Below are 18,217 nucleotides of genomic sequence, written 5' to 3' on the forward strand. Positions count from 1 at the left end.
AGGCTCGATGTCGAAATTTTACGACGTGATAAAACCCAAAGCCTCACGTCCACCTGTATGGTTTTTACGGCAAGTAGGCCGATACATGCCACAATATAGAGAACTCAAGGGTTCTCAGACATTGAAAGATTTTTTTCACAATACCGAGGCGATTACAGAAGCAACCCTGTTAGGGCCAAGCTTACTAAAAGTAGATGCTGCGATTCTCTTTGCTGATATTCTTTCACTATTAGATGGCTTCAATATCTCTTATGATTTTGCTCCGGGCCCGCAAATCTCTTTTTCCCCTAAAGAAGAACTCATTTTTACAAACGATCCTCAAGATACGTTTTCCTATCTTCTTAAAGCTATCAAGAATCTCGTCAAACGTTTATCAGTTCCTCTCATTGCGTTTGCGGCATCTCCCTTTACCATGGCATGTTACCTTTTAGAGGGTGGGGCCTCTAAAGATTTTCCAAAAACTATGGCTTTCTTGTATCAGCATCCCGAGAGGTTCGACGCACTGCTTAAGCAATTAGCGGAAGCTACTGTCATTTATCTTAAAGAACAAATCCAAGCAGGAGCTTCAGCTATTCAGTTATTTGAATCTTCTAGCCTACGTTTACCCTCAGCCTTATTTTCTCGTTATGTGACACGACCAAATACCCAACTCATCACCCAGTTAAAAAACTCGGTTTCGTCTCCTATAAGTTTATTTTGCCGCTGTTTTGATGAAAACTTTATAGATCTCTATTCTACGGGAGCGGATACTCTACATCCTGACTACCATGTTAACCTTAGTCAAATCTATACAGCAGTTACACATCCAGGATCTTTACAAGGAAATATTGATCCCGCACTATTTCTACTTCCTCAAGATCAGTTTCTGAACCACCTTGAAAAGTACCTTTCTGTTTTAAAACATCAACCTAAGTACATTTTCAATTCAGGGCATGGTATTCTTCCTGAAACTCCTTTAGAAAACGTTCAAGCTGCGGTATTATGTTTAACGTCAATTTCAACTTCTTAGAAGGTCTTCATCAACCTGCACCGAGATACACAAGCTACCCAACAGCTCTTGAATGGGAGGAATCTGACGCGAATCCTGCCTACCTTGCTTTTGAGTATCTTCAAAAAGATAACAGCCCTTTATCCCTGTACTTTCATATTCCCTTTTGCCAGTCTATGTGTCTGTACTGTGGATGTTCTGTAGTCATCAACCGTCGCGAAGATGTTGTAGAAAACTATATAGCTACGCTGATCAAGGAAATGGAGTATGTGCATACGCTCTTAGGAGGAAGACGGAAAACTTCACGGATCCATTTCGGAGGAGGAACTCCAAGCAGGTTATCCAGAAAACTCTTTGAAACACTGTTTTCCCATATTCATCGTTTATTTGATCTTTCCGAAGCTGAAGAAATTGCTATTGAATTTGATCCGCGTTCTTTAAGGAACGATGATACAAAAGCAGAATTTATCCAGTCTCTAGGGTTTAATCGTGTGAGCTTAGGCGTCCAAGATACCCAAGCTGCTGTTCAAGAAGCTGTACGGCGTCGGCAAAGTTACGAAGAGTCACTGTATGCTTATGAAAAATTCCGTGAGTTAGGTTTTGAAAGCATAAATATAGATCTCATTTACGGTCTTCCAAAACAAACGAAGGTAACATTTACGCAAACGATTGCGGATATTTTACACATGCGTCCTGACCGCTTAGCGTTATTTTCATTTGCTTCTGTTCCCTGGATAAAACCCCATCAGAAAGCTATGAAAGAAAGTGACATGCCCTCTATGGAGGAAAAATTCGCCATATATTCTTATGCTCGGCATACGTTAACAAAAGCTGGTTACCAAGCTATTGGATTAGATCATTTTTCTCTACCTGAAGACCCATTAAGCATCGCCTTTAAAAACAAAACTTTGATTCGAAATTTCCAAGGCTACTCTTTACCTCCTGAAGAAGACCTTATCGGGTTGGGAATGTCATCAACAAGCTTTATCCGTGGCATATATTTGCAAAATGCCAAAACTCTCGAATCTTACCATCAGAAGATTCTTTCGGGCTCTTTAGCTACAACGAAAAGTAAAATTCTTTCAGAAGATGATAAAATAAGGAAATGGGTAATTCATAAGCTGATGTGTACTTTTGTCGTATCAAAAAAAGAATTCATCCAGCTTTTCGGTTATTGTTTTGATGAGTATTTTGCCGAAAGTCAAGAACGAATAAACAGTATGGAGACTACGGGATTAATTCAAAATAGTTCATCTTTCCTTACCGTAACACCATTAGGAGAGCTGTTTGTACGTGTAATTGCTACAACGTTTGATGCCTATTTCTTAAAAACTGTGTCTTCACATCCTAGGTTTTCAAGATCCATATGAAAAAAGCCATTATCATAGGCGCAGGAATTTCAGGGTTATCCACAGCGTGGTGGTTACATAGGAAATTCCCCAATAGCGAACTTATAATTATAGATAAGGCAGATCGACCTGGCGGGCTTATCTACTCAGATTACCAAAAGAATTTTTCCTTAGATCTCGGGCCTAAAAGTTTTCTAGTCCGTGGTGAGGGACACTATACCCTGGAATTAATTCGTGATTTACAGCTGGAAGAGGCTCTCATTGTTAGTGATAAAACCGCGAAAAAACGTTTTATACGTTACAAAGGGAAAACACGAAAAGTCTCCCCATGGACATTAATCAAAGAAGGTTTGCCTTTCGCAATCATCAAAGATCTCTTTGCCTCCCGATATACAAAAGACAGCTCTGTATATGATTTCCTAAGTCGCCATAGCACAGTACATCTGATTCACAATATATTGAATCCTGTTGTTACCGCAGTTCGGGCAGGACATAGTCATCTACTTTCTGCGCATATGGCCTTTCCTTCCCTTTCTCAACGCGAAGCAAAAACAGGATCCATTTTACGCAGCTACTTAAAAGAACCTTCGAAGAAAAAAACACCTGGAGCTCCTTATCTGGTTTCTCTACGTCCCAATCTAGGCATCCTCATTGATACTTTAGTAAAAAAACTGCCCGTTACGTGGAAGCTTTCTTCTCCTGTTACAAAGATAGAGTGTTTCCCATCCAAGGTTGTGGTATCCACTACACAAGAAACATTCTCAGGAGATCTAGCCATATATACGGGGGCCACGTCTCTACTTCCTTCTCTTATTGATATCCCAGGAATGCAACAGCTTGCGAATAAAACACTTCATTGGGATCTTTCGTGTGCAACATTGGGGTGGAGTAGGGATATACCCACCATCCCTAAGGGTTATGGTATGCTGTTCTCTGACGAACCCCCGTTATTAGGTATTGTCTATAACTCGCGAGTCTTTCCTAACCAGATGCCTGGGAAAACAGTTCTATCATTACTATTAGAAAACCGTTGGCATCAAGAAGAAGCTTACGCTTTTTCCTTAGCGGCGATTTCTGAGTATTTAGGGATTTCTACACAACCGGATGTATTTTCATTATTTTCCCCAGAAGACGGTCTACCTCAACACGGCGTAGGGTTTGTAGAAATGAAAAACCGGATACTCCCCGCTATTCCTCATAATCTAAAAATTGTCGGGCAGAACTTCTCTGGTCCAGGATTAAACAGATGTGTAGCCTCAGCCTATCAAACTGTTGCTGCTATCTAAGGGGAGGAAACGCTCACAAAGAGAAAGTGTTGTGGTGATCATCTCTCTGAAATATTCTCTTCTTGAAGACGTTTCGAGTAGTCTTTTTTCCACATGATCTAGGAGATGCTGGGTGAGTTTATCTTTTTCATTAAGTTTTTCATAAGCACATGCGAGTCCGGATACCCAACGCATTTCCATGGCTACACGATGATTCATGTCTTCAATAAGGACTACCTGAGGATGATTAGGCGTTTCCCAATCCTCTTTTACTTCTTCAAAAACCTTAACAGCGCGAGCAGCATCCCCCAAGGAAAGATACGCATCGGCCAGGTCTAATTTCAAAGTATAGTATACGTATACCCAAGCCTTCGCATCTTCTCCACACAAAGTGATCTCTGCAAATTCATCTAAAGCTTTGATAAACCAGCTGATTTTTCTTATCATTTCCGTTTCTGCATGACCTTGGAAATAGTATACCAAAGATAATAATGAGGAATGGGGGAATAATTCTTGAAAGTACGATAAATGTAATAACGCGCTTTCTTTCCCTGAAAGATAGTCGTCTATATCATAGGCAAGAAGATATAAGCGATCTCCATATAAACGGAGATCAAGACGATAACAATAAAGATCCAAAAGCTCTTGATTAGACTGCCTACGTGTTAACGCCCAAACTAACCTAACCGTTGACTGCAATGCGGAACGCTCTTGTGAAAAGATATTTGTGAGAGCGGAACTCGCTTGAGGATCACGAGAATATAAGGCAGCAAAACAACATTTTGCGATGTCCTCGAATGAGGATGAGAAAGCTAGCGGTGTCGTATAAGTTGCCTCTGTAAACAATTCTCCACGCCGAAAAGCTAACCATAAAGTTAACACCCGACGATACTCAGGATTCTGTGTTTGCTCTAGAGTTTTTTGTAGATACAGTTGTTCCGTTATATCTATTTGGTGATCAATAAGGGCAAGTATAGGACTAGAATTACGCTTCCTATAACGATTGATCATATCATAGATAAAATAGTGATAGAGGTCCTCAAGAGCGACTTCACTATTAGATAACAATTCACACAACTTCACAACAGGAGACACAAAACTCGGGTCTTTCCTTAGAAATAACGCGTCTATAGATTTTACAATTTTACGATGTAGAAATGAGTCATGAGATTTCGAGTGCAACTCTTCGCACAAATCTATCTTTTTCTGAAGAGCGTAGGAAAGAAATAATCCTAAACCGGCCTCTTTACGACTCCAACTTTTATAAGCTCGAAGAAAGAAATCTTCAGCATCACCATACTTTTGTTCATAACAAGAAATACATCCTAGATACTCATACACCCGAGGTAAGGTGACTCCCAATCTAGAGGCATGATCCAAAATGGATACAAAAGTCTCTCGAGATTTTGTGAAATCTTGTTTCTCATAACTATAGCAACCTACGAAAAAGCTATATTCTGGGAAATACGTATGTTCAGGGACAAATACAGATTCTCCGGCCAGCAGTAAGCGTTGCATGGCAGAGAGGTTCTTCTCCTGATGATAGATCTCTAATAACGAAAAGTAACCGTAATACAGTAATGTCGATTGTAAATAATTCCCTTGATCTATCAGAACCTCTAATTCACGAATGCCTTTTTTCTGATTCCAAGGGAGGGTATACAAGGCATGCGCAAGGAGGAGCACATCAACCTCATGCGCACGTTGTACTTCACCTCGTGATATTCTCAATACCAAGTTGTCAATAGATTGAGCATAGTCTTTTTCAGCTTGACAATAAGGGAAGAGCAACGCTTCACAAGAATCTCCGACTTCTCGGGATTTCTTAATTTTCAAGCCTAAAACAATCTTTTTTAAGAAATTTTTTTCTATATCAATCACATCGGGATGAGGACTACAGGTTCCCTTTGCCATAGCTTGAGAAAGCTTCTCACATAATGCTAAAGCTTCGTCGTAATTTCCTCGTTCTTGCATTACAAGAATCTCTTGCTTGCGATCCTCATAACTACTATGTAAAGTCATACTATAAAGTTCGAGTAAGAGATTATCTTCTAATGTGTCTCTTCCCCTCTCTATACTATGAAATTGCGTGATCAACTCCCTTAAAGAAACTCCCTCAGGATTGAATTTCTGCCAAGCAAGACATATTTCAGACGTAATGTGAGAAGGCATGGTCACTACGGACAATAACTTTCTGATGATATCTGTACTGATAGATCGATCTTCTTGTTTGATTCTGACCTGTATATACTGACGTGTTAACGAGGCTATTGTTTCCCAATCTCTAGGAGTCAATGCTGTTTTTTCAAAAATAATACGCTCTACAAATGCTGAAAAAACTTCATCACAACCATTTCCCGACTTCAATGCTGTATGCACATCTGCACAGTAATGACCAAAAGACAATGGCTGAGTTGGAGCAGCCCAAACACTCCCCACACTCAAAATTAAAAAACACTGAAAAATGCGTAGTAACGGATGGTGATATACTTTCATGATAGATATCTCTCTACCATAGTACTGGCAGGAATTAGAAAAAATCACAATAGTTCAAAAAAAACAAACTATAGGTGAATCAAAAGTATAGTAGAAGACTCTATTACTCAAAAAGAATGTTCTGTTTAAAGTTTTTTATAAATTAAATAGCTACAGAACCTCCAAACTACCTACAAAACACAAAAAGAAAACTCGTACATGAAAATGTACAGGCTCTTCTTTAAAAAAAAGATATTAAGCTGACGCCAACTAACATACTGACAAACAAAGAAGTATGAAAAATTAAAAACTAGTAGTGATTCTCTGTTTTTCTTTTCTCTAAAAAAATTGTTGCATGAATTTGAACAAACAAACTAATTACAAATTAAAACAAGTAAAAATAGTTTAAAACAACAACTAGAGGACGCTTTTCATGGCGCTAAAAGATACGGCAAAAAAAATGAGAGATCTGTTGGAAAGTATCCAACGTGACTTAGACAAGGCCGAAAGAGGAAATAAAGCAGCAGCTCAACGAGTACGTACGGACTCTATCAAGCTAGAAAAAGTTGCTAAAGTATATAGAAAAGAATCCATCAAAGCTGAAAAGTCTGGCTTAATGACTCGCAAGCCTGCAGCAAAAGCGAAAAAGGCTGCGGTCACGAAAAAATCAGCATCTAAGCCTAAAGCAAAAGCTAAGCCAAAAGTACAAGCTAAAGCTGCCCCTAAAGCTAAAGCCGCTACAAAAAAGACTCCAGCTAAAGCAAAAGCTAAAAAAAGCTCTAAATCTCGCTCCCTAAGAAAATAGTTTTTTCCTTGTCTTGGTTTTTAGAGGGTAATTATATTTTATAACTTGCCCTCATTTTCCTTTTCTCTTGATTTCAAAAGATTATCCCTAGAAACACGGCGTTATGATAAAATTCTGCAGTAATGTTTAACTGCTGAGTGGACGCATAGTCATTCTATCCCGCAGGCACGTGAATTTTGCACATAAAATTCGATTCTAAAATTAGAGCCCTTACACATAGACCATGCTTACAGTCTCCAATTGTAAACATCTAGGCATTTGCGGTGGGTGTTCCTCACCGCACTCTGCCTATGCAGACTCTTTAAAAGCTAAAGAACGTATCTTACACGAGCTCTTTGCTCCTATTTTCCCTGCGTCAGATATTCTACCTATCATTCCATGCGATCCTCTTTTGCGGGGAAGAAATAAAATGGAATTTTCTTTTTTCCAAACTAAAGAGGGGGAGAAAAGTCTAGGATTCATTACTCCTACAAAACCGAAGCAAGGCATTCCCATTACAGAATGTCTTATGATTCACGAACATGCCATGGATATTCTAGAGATCACACGCACATGGTGGGACCGTCATCCTGAGATTACAGCTTACTACCCTCCCTTCAATAAAGGCTCTCTTTGCACCTTAACTGTACGTATTGGCAGCCCTGAACACACGCTCATGGTCATTCTCACAACATCTGCAAGAGAAGAATATGCCGTTGATAAAAAGATAATTGAAGAATGGAAAACTCTGCTTTTAGATTCTGATCTTCCTATAGTTTCTATTGTATGGGAAGAACGCGTTAGTGCGAAAAACGTTCCTACCTATTTCCGCTCTAACCTACTTTACGGAGAAGCATTTATTCAACAAAAGTTCGTCTTACCTAAAGATGGAAATTCCGCTGTATTTCATGTGCGCCCTAGAAGCTTCTTTCAACCACAAACTCTTCAGGGAGCAAAAATCATAGAAGTTGCCAAAGAGTTTATGGATCCACAACGATCGGAAACGCTCTTAGACCTCTATTGCGGTGCGGGAACTATAGGGATTATGCTTTCACAATATGTAAAAAAAGTTATAGGAGTAGAAATCGTCCCTGATGCTATAGATTCTGCAAAAGAAAATATCTTAATAAATAAAAAAGAACATCTCATGGAAGTACATCTAGAGGATGTAAAAACTTTCTGTAAGCGGTATCAAGATCATCCTTCTCCTGACGTTGCGATCATTGATCCCCCACGCTGTGGCATACAAAACAAAGTACTGAAATACTTAATAAGAATCGCCCCTAGAAAAATTATTTATATCTCATGTAACCCAAAAATACAGTTTGTGGAGTGTTATAGCCTAATTGCTGCAGGTTACCGCATGAAAAAAGTCCAGCCTTTAGATCAATTTCCGCATTCTCCGCACTTAGAAAATATCATTTTGTTAGAAAGAGAAGGTCACCTCTAGGAAAAGCATTGAATGCACGCTTCCTATTATGTTAACCTTTCTTTGAAATAACCGAAGTAAAGGTGGTTTAATGTTATCTCGTTTATTCATGTGTTTTTTATTTCTTTTGAGCTCATCATCTCTCTTAGCAGATGAAGACGGCTCTCAAGTAAAAAGTACTTTTGCTCAACCCGCTGTAATGCTTGGCATTGCAATTTTGTTCTTTTACTTCATTTTATGGCGCCCAGAACAAAAACGCAGAAAAGCCATGGAAAAACGCAAAAACGAACTTGCCAAGGGCGACAAGGTTACGGCTATGGGGATTTTAGGAACTATTGATGAAATCCGAGAACACACCGTTATTCTGAGTATTACCTCTGGAAAAATTGAGATACTGAAAGCAGCTATTTCTGAAATTTTGAAGCCAGATGGGACTAAAGCATAAGCTTTAAGATATAGACATTTACTGGCTACGATATTAGAGAAATCTACATTGATTTTTTATAAGCCAAGTTATAACTTGACACCATAAGCTATTCACGAAGTCGAGGATTTTTAGGATCATGACTTGGCTTTCAGGCCTATATTTTATCAGCATTGCTAGTTTAGTATTTTGTGTTATAGGTTTGATACTTTCTGGAATCATTCTTATTGCTCATAAATTTCTAGTTAAAATTCATCCTTGCAAGCTAAAAATTAACGATGACGACACTCTTACAAAAACTGTAGATAGTGGTCGTACCTTATTGTCTTCTCTATTAGATTCGGGTATTCCGATCCCTTCTCCATGTGGAGGCAAGGCTACGTGTAAACAATGTAAGGTAAAAATTGTTAAAGACGCTGATCCACCACTAGAAACAGACCGCGCAACTTTTTCCAAACAACAGTTAGAACACGGCTGGCGTCTTTCCTGCCAAACCAAGGTCCAACACGACATGTGTTTGGAAATCGAGGAGCGTTATTTACATGCTTCTTCTTGGGAAGGTACGGTCGTTTCTAACGATAACGTCGCTACCTTTATAAAAGAGCTTGTTGTTTCTATTGATCCTGCGCATCCTATTCCCTTTAAGCCTGGGGGGTATCTACAAATTCGTGTTCCTGCATATAAAACGAATACTTCTGATTGGAAGCAAACTATGGCTCCCGAATATCATAGTGATTGGGAACGGTTTAATTTATTTGGCCGGATTATAGATAACAGCCTTTTGGAGCCAGATTCTGCTAATAAAGCCTATTCTCTCGCATCTTATCCTGCAGAATTGCCGATTATTAAATTCAATGTTCGTATTGCGACACCTCCTTTTATTAACAATGCGCCTAATCCGGGTATCCCCTGGGGGGTATGCTCATCCTATATCTTCTCGCTACAACCTGGGGATAAGATTACTGTATCTGGTCCTTATGGCGAATCCTTCATGAAAGAAAACAACCGCCCGTTAATTTTTCTAATTGGTGGTGCGGGATCTTCATTTGGTAGAAGTCATATTTTAGATCTTTTGTTGGATAAACATTCTACAAGAGAGATCACTCTGTGGTACGGAGCTCGCTCTCTAAAAGAAAATATCTATCAAGAAGAATATGAAAAATTAGATAAGGATTTTCCTAACTTCCATTACCATTTAGTGTTATCGGAGCCTCTTCCTGAAGACATTGCCGCAGGTTGGGATAAGGATGATCCTGAGAAAACGAATTTCTTATTCCAAGCTTTTGAGCTTGGTCAACTCAGCAAACTTAGCAATCCTGAAGATTATCTATATTATGTATGTGGTCCACCACTACACAACAGTAGTATCCTGAAATTACTTGAAAATTATGGAGTTGAAAGATCTTCCATAATTCTCGATGATTTTGGCAGCTAGTTACTCAAGAGATGTTTTCTCGCTATAGATATTCTCAAGATTTTATCGATTACGAGTTCTCAGCATTCGGACTAAAGACGCAATGTATATTATCGTAGCGAGAAAGCTAAACACCATATGCGTAACTTGACTAATTGCATAGGCTCGGCCATTAGTGAATCCTTCCCAAACAGTCGTGTGATCATTGGGAATAATTTCGTCCGTGGTATTTGAGGTTTCATTATAGCGACAAGATTCACTGATTTCTAAACCCCCAAAAGTGGCCGCCCCTCCTATAAGAGCAAAGAAAATACCATAGACTGCTGTACTCACGATACTCGTCATCCTATAGTATCTATCCATATTTTCACGCCCTATCCTTGTTATTCTACTAGATAAGTGCTGTGGATCTTCCGTAACATCTCCAAACCATCTTAAGCATCGTCTGCATAATGCATCTCGAAGTCCTGGGAGAGCATACTCTAGCATATCTCTACCTAGTAACGTCCATCCCAAGAGAGTAATGACACCATATAAACCGGATTCGCACTCTGTAATTGTAGTACGCGCTGCCATACGGATATTATTTAGCAAATCTAATAGGTTCCCAAGAGGGAAAAATACGCGGTAACACAGAAATAAAATACGCACATTACGATATCTTTCTCTTCTAGAGCGAGAGCTGGTGAGCATTAAAAAGCAGCTACACAATCCATCTATACCAAAAAACACTGTACTGATGGCTAATACAAGGCCGTCTTCTGGTTCCTCAATGGGAATAAGCCAAAAAATAGATACTGCATCTGAAATTCTCAGGATATTAAGAGCAACTTCTCCAAGTCGATCTAACAAACTTTCGGGAGGCAATATGCTCTCTTCAACTTGGATCACGGTATCCGTCATACCGATTAGAGTTTGTATTCTAGAGAATACACCAGGGCTTGCTGTACGCGATACAATCACCCCCTGGATATTATGTCCAACTATGCCACTATTCCTCTCTTGATCATTTGGATTTGCATCACCTAAGGGCGATATTTCTGTAATCTCAACTCCATCTCTTTGTACCAAGCTTTGAGAAACAGCATTGACTCCTGCTATTTGCATAAATGTAGCTACAATAGCATTATTAAAGGCAGGATCAGTGAAATAGATCCAAGTAATTCCTAAACTTCCTGCAGAATAAGGCAATGTGACGACTCTAGATCCGAGAAATCCTCTGAAGTCTAAGCACGAAAATACATCTCCCCAAACACGATAATAATAGGATCGAGAATGTGGTATGTAGTCTGAAGGACAAATGCCGACTAAAACAATATTGTCAGCATGTGGTGTACATTGGATTGCCTCTCGAACATATCTAGCACCATTGCCAAAAAAATAATGAATAAAAGTGCTCCCTGGAGGATGAGAAGCAAAAAAGCTATTCCAAACATCTAAAATGGCTGCACAAATAGGATTCATTTCTTGTCGAGAGCTTCTAAAAAAAAATGAAGATCCGATCCCTTCTTTATTATAGATACCTATAACCTCTCTTCCGCCCAACAACTGGCTAAGATGCATAGTTTCATTTTGGGCTCTATAGTATCCTGATTGGCTACCATTGGTATACCCCACGCCAATTAAAGGTGTGGAGATCGGCGCGGATTCGATACTTTCATATGTAGTTTGAAAAATAGGAACAGGATGCCGATTTCTGGATTGTTCGTTATGGCGGCCATGAATAAATAAGTAAATACTACCTTCTTGAGTACCTTCTGAGAATAAACAGAATGTATAGGGGTAAACATAACATTAATAGCATGTTTTCGGACGTTTAATGCATTAAGGCGGAAGAACCTTTGGCATCCGACAAACAATTATTCAAATAAAATAAACAACATCTTACAAATGTCTCTAAAACAAAGTAGAGAGTATAATTTATTTGAGGCCCGTTAAATAAAAGAAAGAATAATTATCTTTGGAACTAGTTCTTTATAAGAAACTAAAAATACCCTGTAACGGGGTATCTCAATACATTTACCTAAATGGATAGACTCTTCTTGGAAGAGCGTTTGTACTTATACATTTTTGACACACAAGTTATTCAACAACTTCAGAAAAGTGAAATAAAGGAAACATCATTTTTCAAGCAAAACACTTAAACAAAAAAAAGGAGAATATTTCTGTTCTCCTTATAAAAACTCAGTTTACGAGCCAAAATAACTAAAAGCTTGGCGACGACCTACTCTCCCATACTCTTGTGTATAGTACCATCGGCGATAAAAGGCTTAACTTCTGAGTTCGGAATGGTATCAGGTGTATCCCTTTTTCCATTATCACCAAGCAAATTCTTGTAACGTAACATTCACGTATACTAATAGACGCTTAAGAGAGTCTTTAGTATCAACTTACATCGATCGATTTATTTCAACAAAAAAGCCTATTGAGCTTTTTATATGACAAAAACCAAGTCAATGGACTTATTAGTATTGGTTAGCTAAACACATTACTGTGCGTACACACCCAACCTATCAACCACATAGTCTATATGGAGTCTCATAGGGATACCTTATCTTAAGGGAGGCTTGGCATTTAGATGCTTTCAATGCTTATCCTTTCCGAACGTAGCTACTCGGCTATGCTTTTGGCAAAACAACCGACACACCATTGGTTCGTCCATTCCGGTCCTCTCGTACTAGGAACAGCTCCTTTCAAGTATCCTGCGCCCACAAAGGATAGAGACCAAACTGTCTCACGACGTTTTGAACCCAGCTCGCGTACCGCTTTAATTGGCGAACAGCCAAACCCTTGGGACCTTCTCCAGCCCCAGGATGCGATGAGCCGACATCGAGGTGCCAAACCGCCACGTCGATATGAACTCTTGGTGGCGATCAGCCTGTTATCCCCGGAGTACCTTTTATCCGTTAAGCGACGGCGATTCCACTTTCCACCGCCGGATCACTAAGCCCGACTTTCGTCTCTGCTTGACTTGTAGGTCTTGCAGTCAACCTATTTTATACCTTTACGCTCTACTCGTGATTGCCAACCACGATGAAATAAGCTTTGGGCTCCTCCGTTACTTTTTAGGAGGATACCGCCCCAGTAAAACTGCCCGTCTGGCAATGTCCATATTCCAGATTCATGGAATTATGTTAGATTCCCAACTTGTTAAGACCAGTATTTCAACGATGACTCCCACTCTCCTGACGAAGAGTGTTCTCAGTCTCCTGGCTATGCTACACATAACAAATCAAGAATCAATACCAAAGTACAGTAAAGGTTCACGGGGTCTTTTCGTCCTTTTGCGGGTAAACAGCATCTTCACTGCTACTACAATTTCACCGAGTCTTTCGTTGAGACAGTGCCCAGATCGTTACACCATTCGTGCAGGTCGGAACTTACCCGACAAGGAATTTCGCTACCTTAGCACCGTTATAGTTACGGCGGCCATTCACCAGGGCTTGGGTTCAATGCTTTGCCTTGCGGCTGACATATCCCTTTAACCTTTTGGCATTGGGCAGGCGTCACACCATATACTTCCCCTTAGAGGTTTGCATAGTGCTGTGTTTTTGTTAAACAGTCGCCTGGGCCATTTCTCTGCGGCCCCCCGGAGCTCATGCCGTAAAGGCAATCACTCTAAGAGGCTCCCCTTCTTCCGAAGTTACGGGGATAATTTGCCGAGTTCCTTAACGAAAGTTATCTCGCGCGCCTTAGAATACTCATCTCGCACACCTGTGTCGGTTTAGGTACGGTCACCATCAACAGCTAGAAATTATTTCTTGAAAGCCTTGCGCCACACTATCAGTTCCTCCGAAGATTTCCCTTAACCACAACCTAACCTTATGTTAGCGGATTTGCCTACTAACCGGTCTCATTGTGATACGGACATTTCCAATCGTCCGCGTGCTTAACGTACCCCGTCATTCCATTGCTAAAGTTTTAGGTGGTACAGGAATATTTAACCTGTTGCTCCATCGTCTACGCATTTGTGCCTCGACTTAGGGGCCGACTAACCCAGGGAAGACGAGCTTGACCCTGGAAACCTTGTGCTTACGGCGAGGAAGATTTTCACTTCCTTTATCGTTACTTATGCCATGGATCTTCACTAGTATCCGCTCCAGCACTCCTTACGGTATACCTTCACTGCTGAATACTACGCTCTCCTACCGCGTATATATAAATACACACCCGCGATTTCGGTTTTATGCTTGAGCCCCGATTATTATTGGCGCAATGATTCTCGATTGGTGAGCTGTTACGCACTCTTTAAATGATTGCTGCCTCTAAGCCAACATTCCAACTGTCTTAGAATCATCACTTCCTTACTCACTTAGCATAAAATTTGGGACCTTAATCGGCGGTCTGGGCTGTTCCCCTCTCGACAACGAAGCTTAGCCCCCGCTGTCTATCTCCCGGACTCACTTTTGGTATTCGGAGTTTGATTTCCGTTGGTAAGCCGGTAGGCCCCCGCTAGAATTCAGTGCTCTACCCCCAAAAGCTTAATATCCAAGGCTAACCCTAAAGTTATTTCGGAGAGAACAAGATATCTCCAAGTTTGATTGGCCTTTCACCCCTATTCACAACTCATCCAAACATTTTTCAACATGTACTGGTTCGGTCCTCCACAAGGTCTTACCCATGCTTCAACCTGGTCATAAATAGCTCACTTGGTTTCGTGTCTAAATCAAACGACTAAACGCTCTTTTAAAACTCGCTTTCGCTTCGGCTCCGGAATGTAGATCCCTTAACCTCGCCGTTTAACTTAACTCCCTGGCTCATCATGCAAAAGGCACGCCGTCAACCATGACTTCCGAAGAAGTTATAGGTCTTCGACCGCTTATAAGCTACTGGTTTCAGGTTCTATTTCACTCCCTTAACAAGGGTTCTTTTCACCTTTCCTTCACAGTACTGGTTCACTATAGGTCATTGACTAGTATTTAGACTTGGAGAGTGGTCTCCCCAGATTCAGACTAGGTTTCACGTGTCTAGCCCTACTCAGGTATCGAATAGAGTCTCTTGTTTTTTCGTCTACGGGACTATCACCCTGTATCGTTCTACTTTCCAGAAGTATTCGACTAAAACTTAAGATCCCATGTTATCGACCCTACAACCCCACATTAAAAATGTGGTTTGGTCTTCTCCCCTTTCGCTCGCCGCTACTCAGGGAATCTCTTTGATTTATTTTCCTCTGCTTACTAAGATGTTTCAGTTCAGCAGGTATCGCCTTATACGCCTATGTATTCAGCGTACAATGATAGATGATTAATCTATCGGGTTGCCCCATTCGGAGACCTCCGGGTCATAGCTTTATACCAGCTCGCCGAAGATTACTGCAGGTAAACGCATCCTTCATCGCCTGTCAATGCCAAGGCATCCACCAATAACTCTTAATAACTTGGTCTGTAAATTATTGATCCATGCAAATTAACTTCACCAAAGACAGATATTCTTAAACGTCTATTATTATATGTGAATTTACTTGTTACCATATTATTTACATAACATACTTGATCGTAAACTAAATGTTTTGGAAACAACGCTTAACAATGCAAAAGAAATAGAATACAAGATTAAAAAATGCTTGCCCAACCTAGTCAAACCGTCCTAAGACAGTTATCCTTATCCTTAAAAGGAGGTGATCCAGCCCCACCTTCCGGTAGGGCTACCTTGTTACGACTTCATCCCAGTCATCAGCCTCACCTTGGGCGCCTCTCTCCTTTGCAGGTTGAGTCAACGACTTAAGGCAAAACCAACTCCCATGATGTGACGGGCGGTGTGTACAAGGCCCGGGAACGTATTCACGGCGTTATAGCTGACACGCCATTACTAGCAATTCCGACTTCATGTAGTCGAGTTGCAGACTACAATCCGAACTGGGGCCAGCTTTGAGGATTTGCTCCATCTTGCGATATTGCTACCTTCTGTACTGGCCATTGTAGCACGTGTGTAGCCCTGGGCATAAGGGCCATGCTGACTTGACGTCATCCTCGCCTTCCTCCTGGTTAACCCAGGCAGTCTCGTTAGAGTTCCCACCCTAAGTGTTGGCAACTAACGATAAGGGTTGCGCTCGTTGCGGGACTTAACCCAACACCTCACGGCACGAGCTGACGACAGCCATGCAGCACCTGTGTATCTGTCCTTGCGGAAAACGACATTTCTGCCGCGGTCAAATACATGTCAAGCCCAGGTAAGGTTCTTCGCGTTGCATCGAATTAAACCACATGCTCCACTGCTTGTGCGGGCCCCCGTCAATTCTTTTGAGTTTCACCCTTGCGAGTGTACTCCTCAGGCGGCATACTTAACGCGTTAGCTACGACACGGATAGGGTTGAGACTATCCACATCAAGTATGCATCGTTTACGGCAAGGACTACCAGGGTATCTAATCCTGTTTGCTCCCCTTGCTTTCGCGCCTTAGCGTCAGGTGTAAATTAGAAAAGCGCCTTCGCCACTGGTGTTCTTCCACATATCTACGCATTTCACCGCTACACGTGGAATTCCCTTTTCTCCATCTACCCTCTAGAAAGATAGTATTAGATGCTGGCTTGGGGTTGAGCCCCAAGATTTAACATCTAACTTTCCTTTCCGCCTACACGCCCTTTACGCCCAATAAATCCGATTAACGCTAGCACCCTCCGTATTACCGCAGCTGCTGGCACGGAGTTAGCCGGTGCTTCTTTACCTGGTACGCTCAAATCGATTGGATATTAGCCAATCTCTCTTATTCCCAAGCGAAAGTGCTTTACAACCCTAGAGCCTTCATCACACACGCGGCGTTGCTTCGTCAGACTTTCGTCCATTGCGAAAGATTCTCGACTGCAGCCTTCCGTAGAAGTCTGGGCAGTGTCTCAGTCCCAGTGTTGGCGGTCAATCTCTCAATCCGCCTAGACGTCAAAACCTTGGTAGGCCATTACCCCACCAACAAGCTGATATCCCATAGACTCTCCCTTAACCGAAAGGTCCGAAGATCCCCTTCTTTAATATGTTTTAGATGCCTAAACATACCACATTCGGTATTAGCGGTCGTTTCCAACCGTTATTCCCAAGTTGAGGACAGATTATCTATGTATTACTAACCCTTCCGCCACTAAATAACAACCGAAGTCATTATTCCGTTCGACTTGCATGCCTCATCCACGCCGCCAGCGTTCAATCTGAACCAAGATCAAATTCTCAGAAAAAATAAATTTAAAAATTAACGGATTTTTTAAAATCCGAACAAGCATTTTTTTACTGGCTTGCATTCTATTTCATTTGCATTGTTAAGAAGAGAAGTTCGACGATGTCGATCTCTCATTTTGCGCGCCCACATCGAAGTGTGGACTCTTTCCTCTTTCGCTTATCGCGGTGAAGAAGAAATCAATATCTTATATAAACGGCATTTATTTATGCAATACATTTTGGTGTTCTTTTTTTCTCATCGCAATTTTTCCCAATGGAATTTTAGGCCTCACAATATGCTCAGAGCTAGAAAAATATATTTCGTTTTCTTTTGTTTTTTTTCGTTTGCCTGTGGTCTTTTGATGTGCTTACACGACTCTATTGAAATTCTGTTTATCACTAATACCCTTCTGAATCTTGTTTAAACGCATTTGATTATAATTTTTTTTTGATTCGAGTTTATTCCCTCTTCATCCCTGAATGCATCCCTGAATGAAAGGCGCTCGTTTCTTAGACGTACCTAGACCACCCTCCCTTTTAATACATATCGGGTAATACATATCGGGCTAAAACAGTGGGTATACCCTTCCTTAATGGAATTATTGAGATATTCAGAGTGAAATTTAAATTTGAGAAATGTGCATGGGATCTTCGCGAACAGTTAAGAAGACAAAGTGTTGTGCTTGGTAATATTAAGGAAGTTTCTTTGGTCTATGCGGCTAGGAAACTTAGGAGAAAAACCGTATCTGTGAGTCCAAGGAACTTTAACGATTGCATTATGTTTGCATTCACAGGCTTTTTGTCTTGGATAAATATTATCGTCGAGATAATATTTCTCTTTAGCTTTTATAGCTTATGGCGAACGTAGCTCAGTTGGTTAGAGCGTCGGATTGTGGTTCCGAAGGTCGCGGGTTCAAACCCCGTCGTTCGCCCTTCTTTATCTTCTT

9 protein-coding genes, 1 tRNA gene and 3 rRNA genes are annotated in these 18,217 nt (G+C 40.8%); 8 read left to right on the top strand and 5 right to left on the bottom strand.

Annotation, left to right across the window (positions count from 1 at the left end):
• The first annotated feature begins 7 nt into the window (after positions 1-7).
• Genes hemE through CHAB577_RS04435 form a run of 3 tightly spaced genes read left to right on the top strand, consistent with a single transcriptional unit; the run spans position 8 to position 3,623 of the window.
• A complete protein-coding gene (gene hemE / locus CHAB577_RS04425) occupies positions 8-1,009 on the top strand; it encodes a uroporphyrinogen decarboxylase (protein ID WP_011097371.1) in 1,002 nt (333 codons plus the stop codon).
• A complete protein-coding gene (hemN, locus tag CHAB577_RS04430; protein WP_011097372.1) occupies positions 982-2,358 on the top strand; it encodes an oxygen-independent coproporphyrinogen III oxidase in 1,377 nt (458 codons plus the stop codon). Before hemE ends, hemN begins: the two co-directional genes overlap by 28 nt.
• Complete coding sequence (locus CHAB577_RS04435) at positions 2,355-3,623, top strand: protoporphyrinogen oxidase (RefSeq protein ID WP_011097373.1); 1,269 nt, start codon at positions 2,355-2,357, stop codon at positions 3,621-3,623. Before hemN ends, CHAB577_RS04435 begins: the two co-directional genes overlap by 4 nt.
• Here CHAB577_RS04435 and CHAB577_RS04440 read toward each other — a convergent pair.
• On the bottom strand, positions 3,594-6,098 hold the full coding sequence (locus CHAB577_RS04440) for a hypothetical protein (RefSeq protein ID WP_011097374.1): 2,505 nt from the start codon (positions 6,096-6,098) through the stop codon (positions 3,594-3,596). The genes CHAB577_RS04435 and CHAB577_RS04440 overlap by 30 nt on opposite strands.
• 412 nt (positions 6,099-6,510) lie before the next feature.
• Here CHAB577_RS04440 and hctA point away from each other — a divergent pair, with 412 nt between their 5' ends.
• The 4 genes from hctA to nqrF all read left to right on the top strand — a co-directional run bounded on the left by hctA (position 6,511) and on the right by nqrF (position 10,149).
• Positions 6,511-6,882, top strand: coding sequence for a histone H1-like protein HctA (gene hctA / locus CHAB577_RS04445; RefSeq protein ID WP_006344453.1), 372 nt, complete (start codon positions 6,511-6,513; stop codon positions 6,880-6,882).
• Between the two features lie 223 nt (positions 6,883-7,105).
• Complete coding sequence (rlmD, locus tag CHAB577_RS04450; RefSeq protein WP_011097375.1) at positions 7,106-8,311, top strand: 23S rRNA (uracil(1939)-C(5))-methyltransferase RlmD; 1,206 nt, start codon at positions 7,106-7,108, stop codon at positions 8,309-8,311.
• A 70-nt stretch (positions 8,312-8,381) separates the two neighbouring features.
• The gene (yajC, locus tag CHAB577_RS04455; RefSeq protein ID WP_006344455.1) at positions 8,382-8,735 is read left to right on the top strand and encodes a preprotein translocase subunit YajC; all 354 of its coding nucleotides are present in this window, start codon (positions 8,382-8,384) and stop codon (positions 8,733-8,735) included.
• Positions 8,736-8,853: 118 nt separating this feature from the next.
• On the top strand, positions 8,854-10,149 hold the full coding sequence (gene nqrF / locus CHAB577_RS04460) for an NADH:ubiquinone reductase (Na(+)-transporting) subunit F (RefSeq protein ID WP_011097376.1): 1,296 nt from the start codon (positions 8,854-8,856) through the stop codon (positions 10,147-10,149).
• 42 nt (positions 10,150-10,191) lie between these two features.
• On the opposite strand, the gene CHAB577_RS04465 is transcribed toward nqrF, so the two are convergent.
• The 4 genes from CHAB577_RS04465 to CHAB577_RS04480 form a co-directional block, all read right to left on the bottom strand.
• A complete protein-coding gene (locus CHAB577_RS04465; protein WP_103025477.1) occupies positions 10,192-11,865 on the bottom strand; it encodes a DUF687 family protein in 1,674 nt (557 codons plus the stop codon).
• Between the two features lie 474 nt (positions 11,866-12,339).
• Positions 12,340-12,454, bottom strand: a 5S ribosomal RNA gene (gene rrf / locus CHAB577_RS04470).
• A 118-nt stretch (positions 12,455-12,572) separates the two neighbouring features.
• Positions 12,573-15,511, bottom strand: a 23S ribosomal RNA gene (locus tag CHAB577_RS04475).
• 227 nt (positions 15,512-15,738) lie between these two features.
• Positions 15,739-17,290: ribosomal RNA gene (locus tag CHAB577_RS04480) — 16S ribosomal RNA — on the bottom strand.
• Together the 16S, 23S and 5S rRNA genes form the textbook arrangement of a ribosomal RNA operon.
• 838 nt (positions 17,291-18,128) lie before the next feature.
• Here CHAB577_RS04480 and CHAB577_RS04495 point away from each other — a divergent pair.
• Positions 18,129-18,202: transfer RNA gene (locus tag CHAB577_RS04495), tRNA-His, on the top strand.
• Positions 18,203-18,217: the final 15 nt, after the last annotated feature.

This window comes from Chlamydia abortus (genome assembly GCF_002895085.1).
In the GTDB taxonomy this organism is placed as follows: domain Bacteria; phylum Chlamydiota; class Chlamydiia; order Chlamydiales; family Chlamydiaceae; genus Chlamydia; species Chlamydia abortus.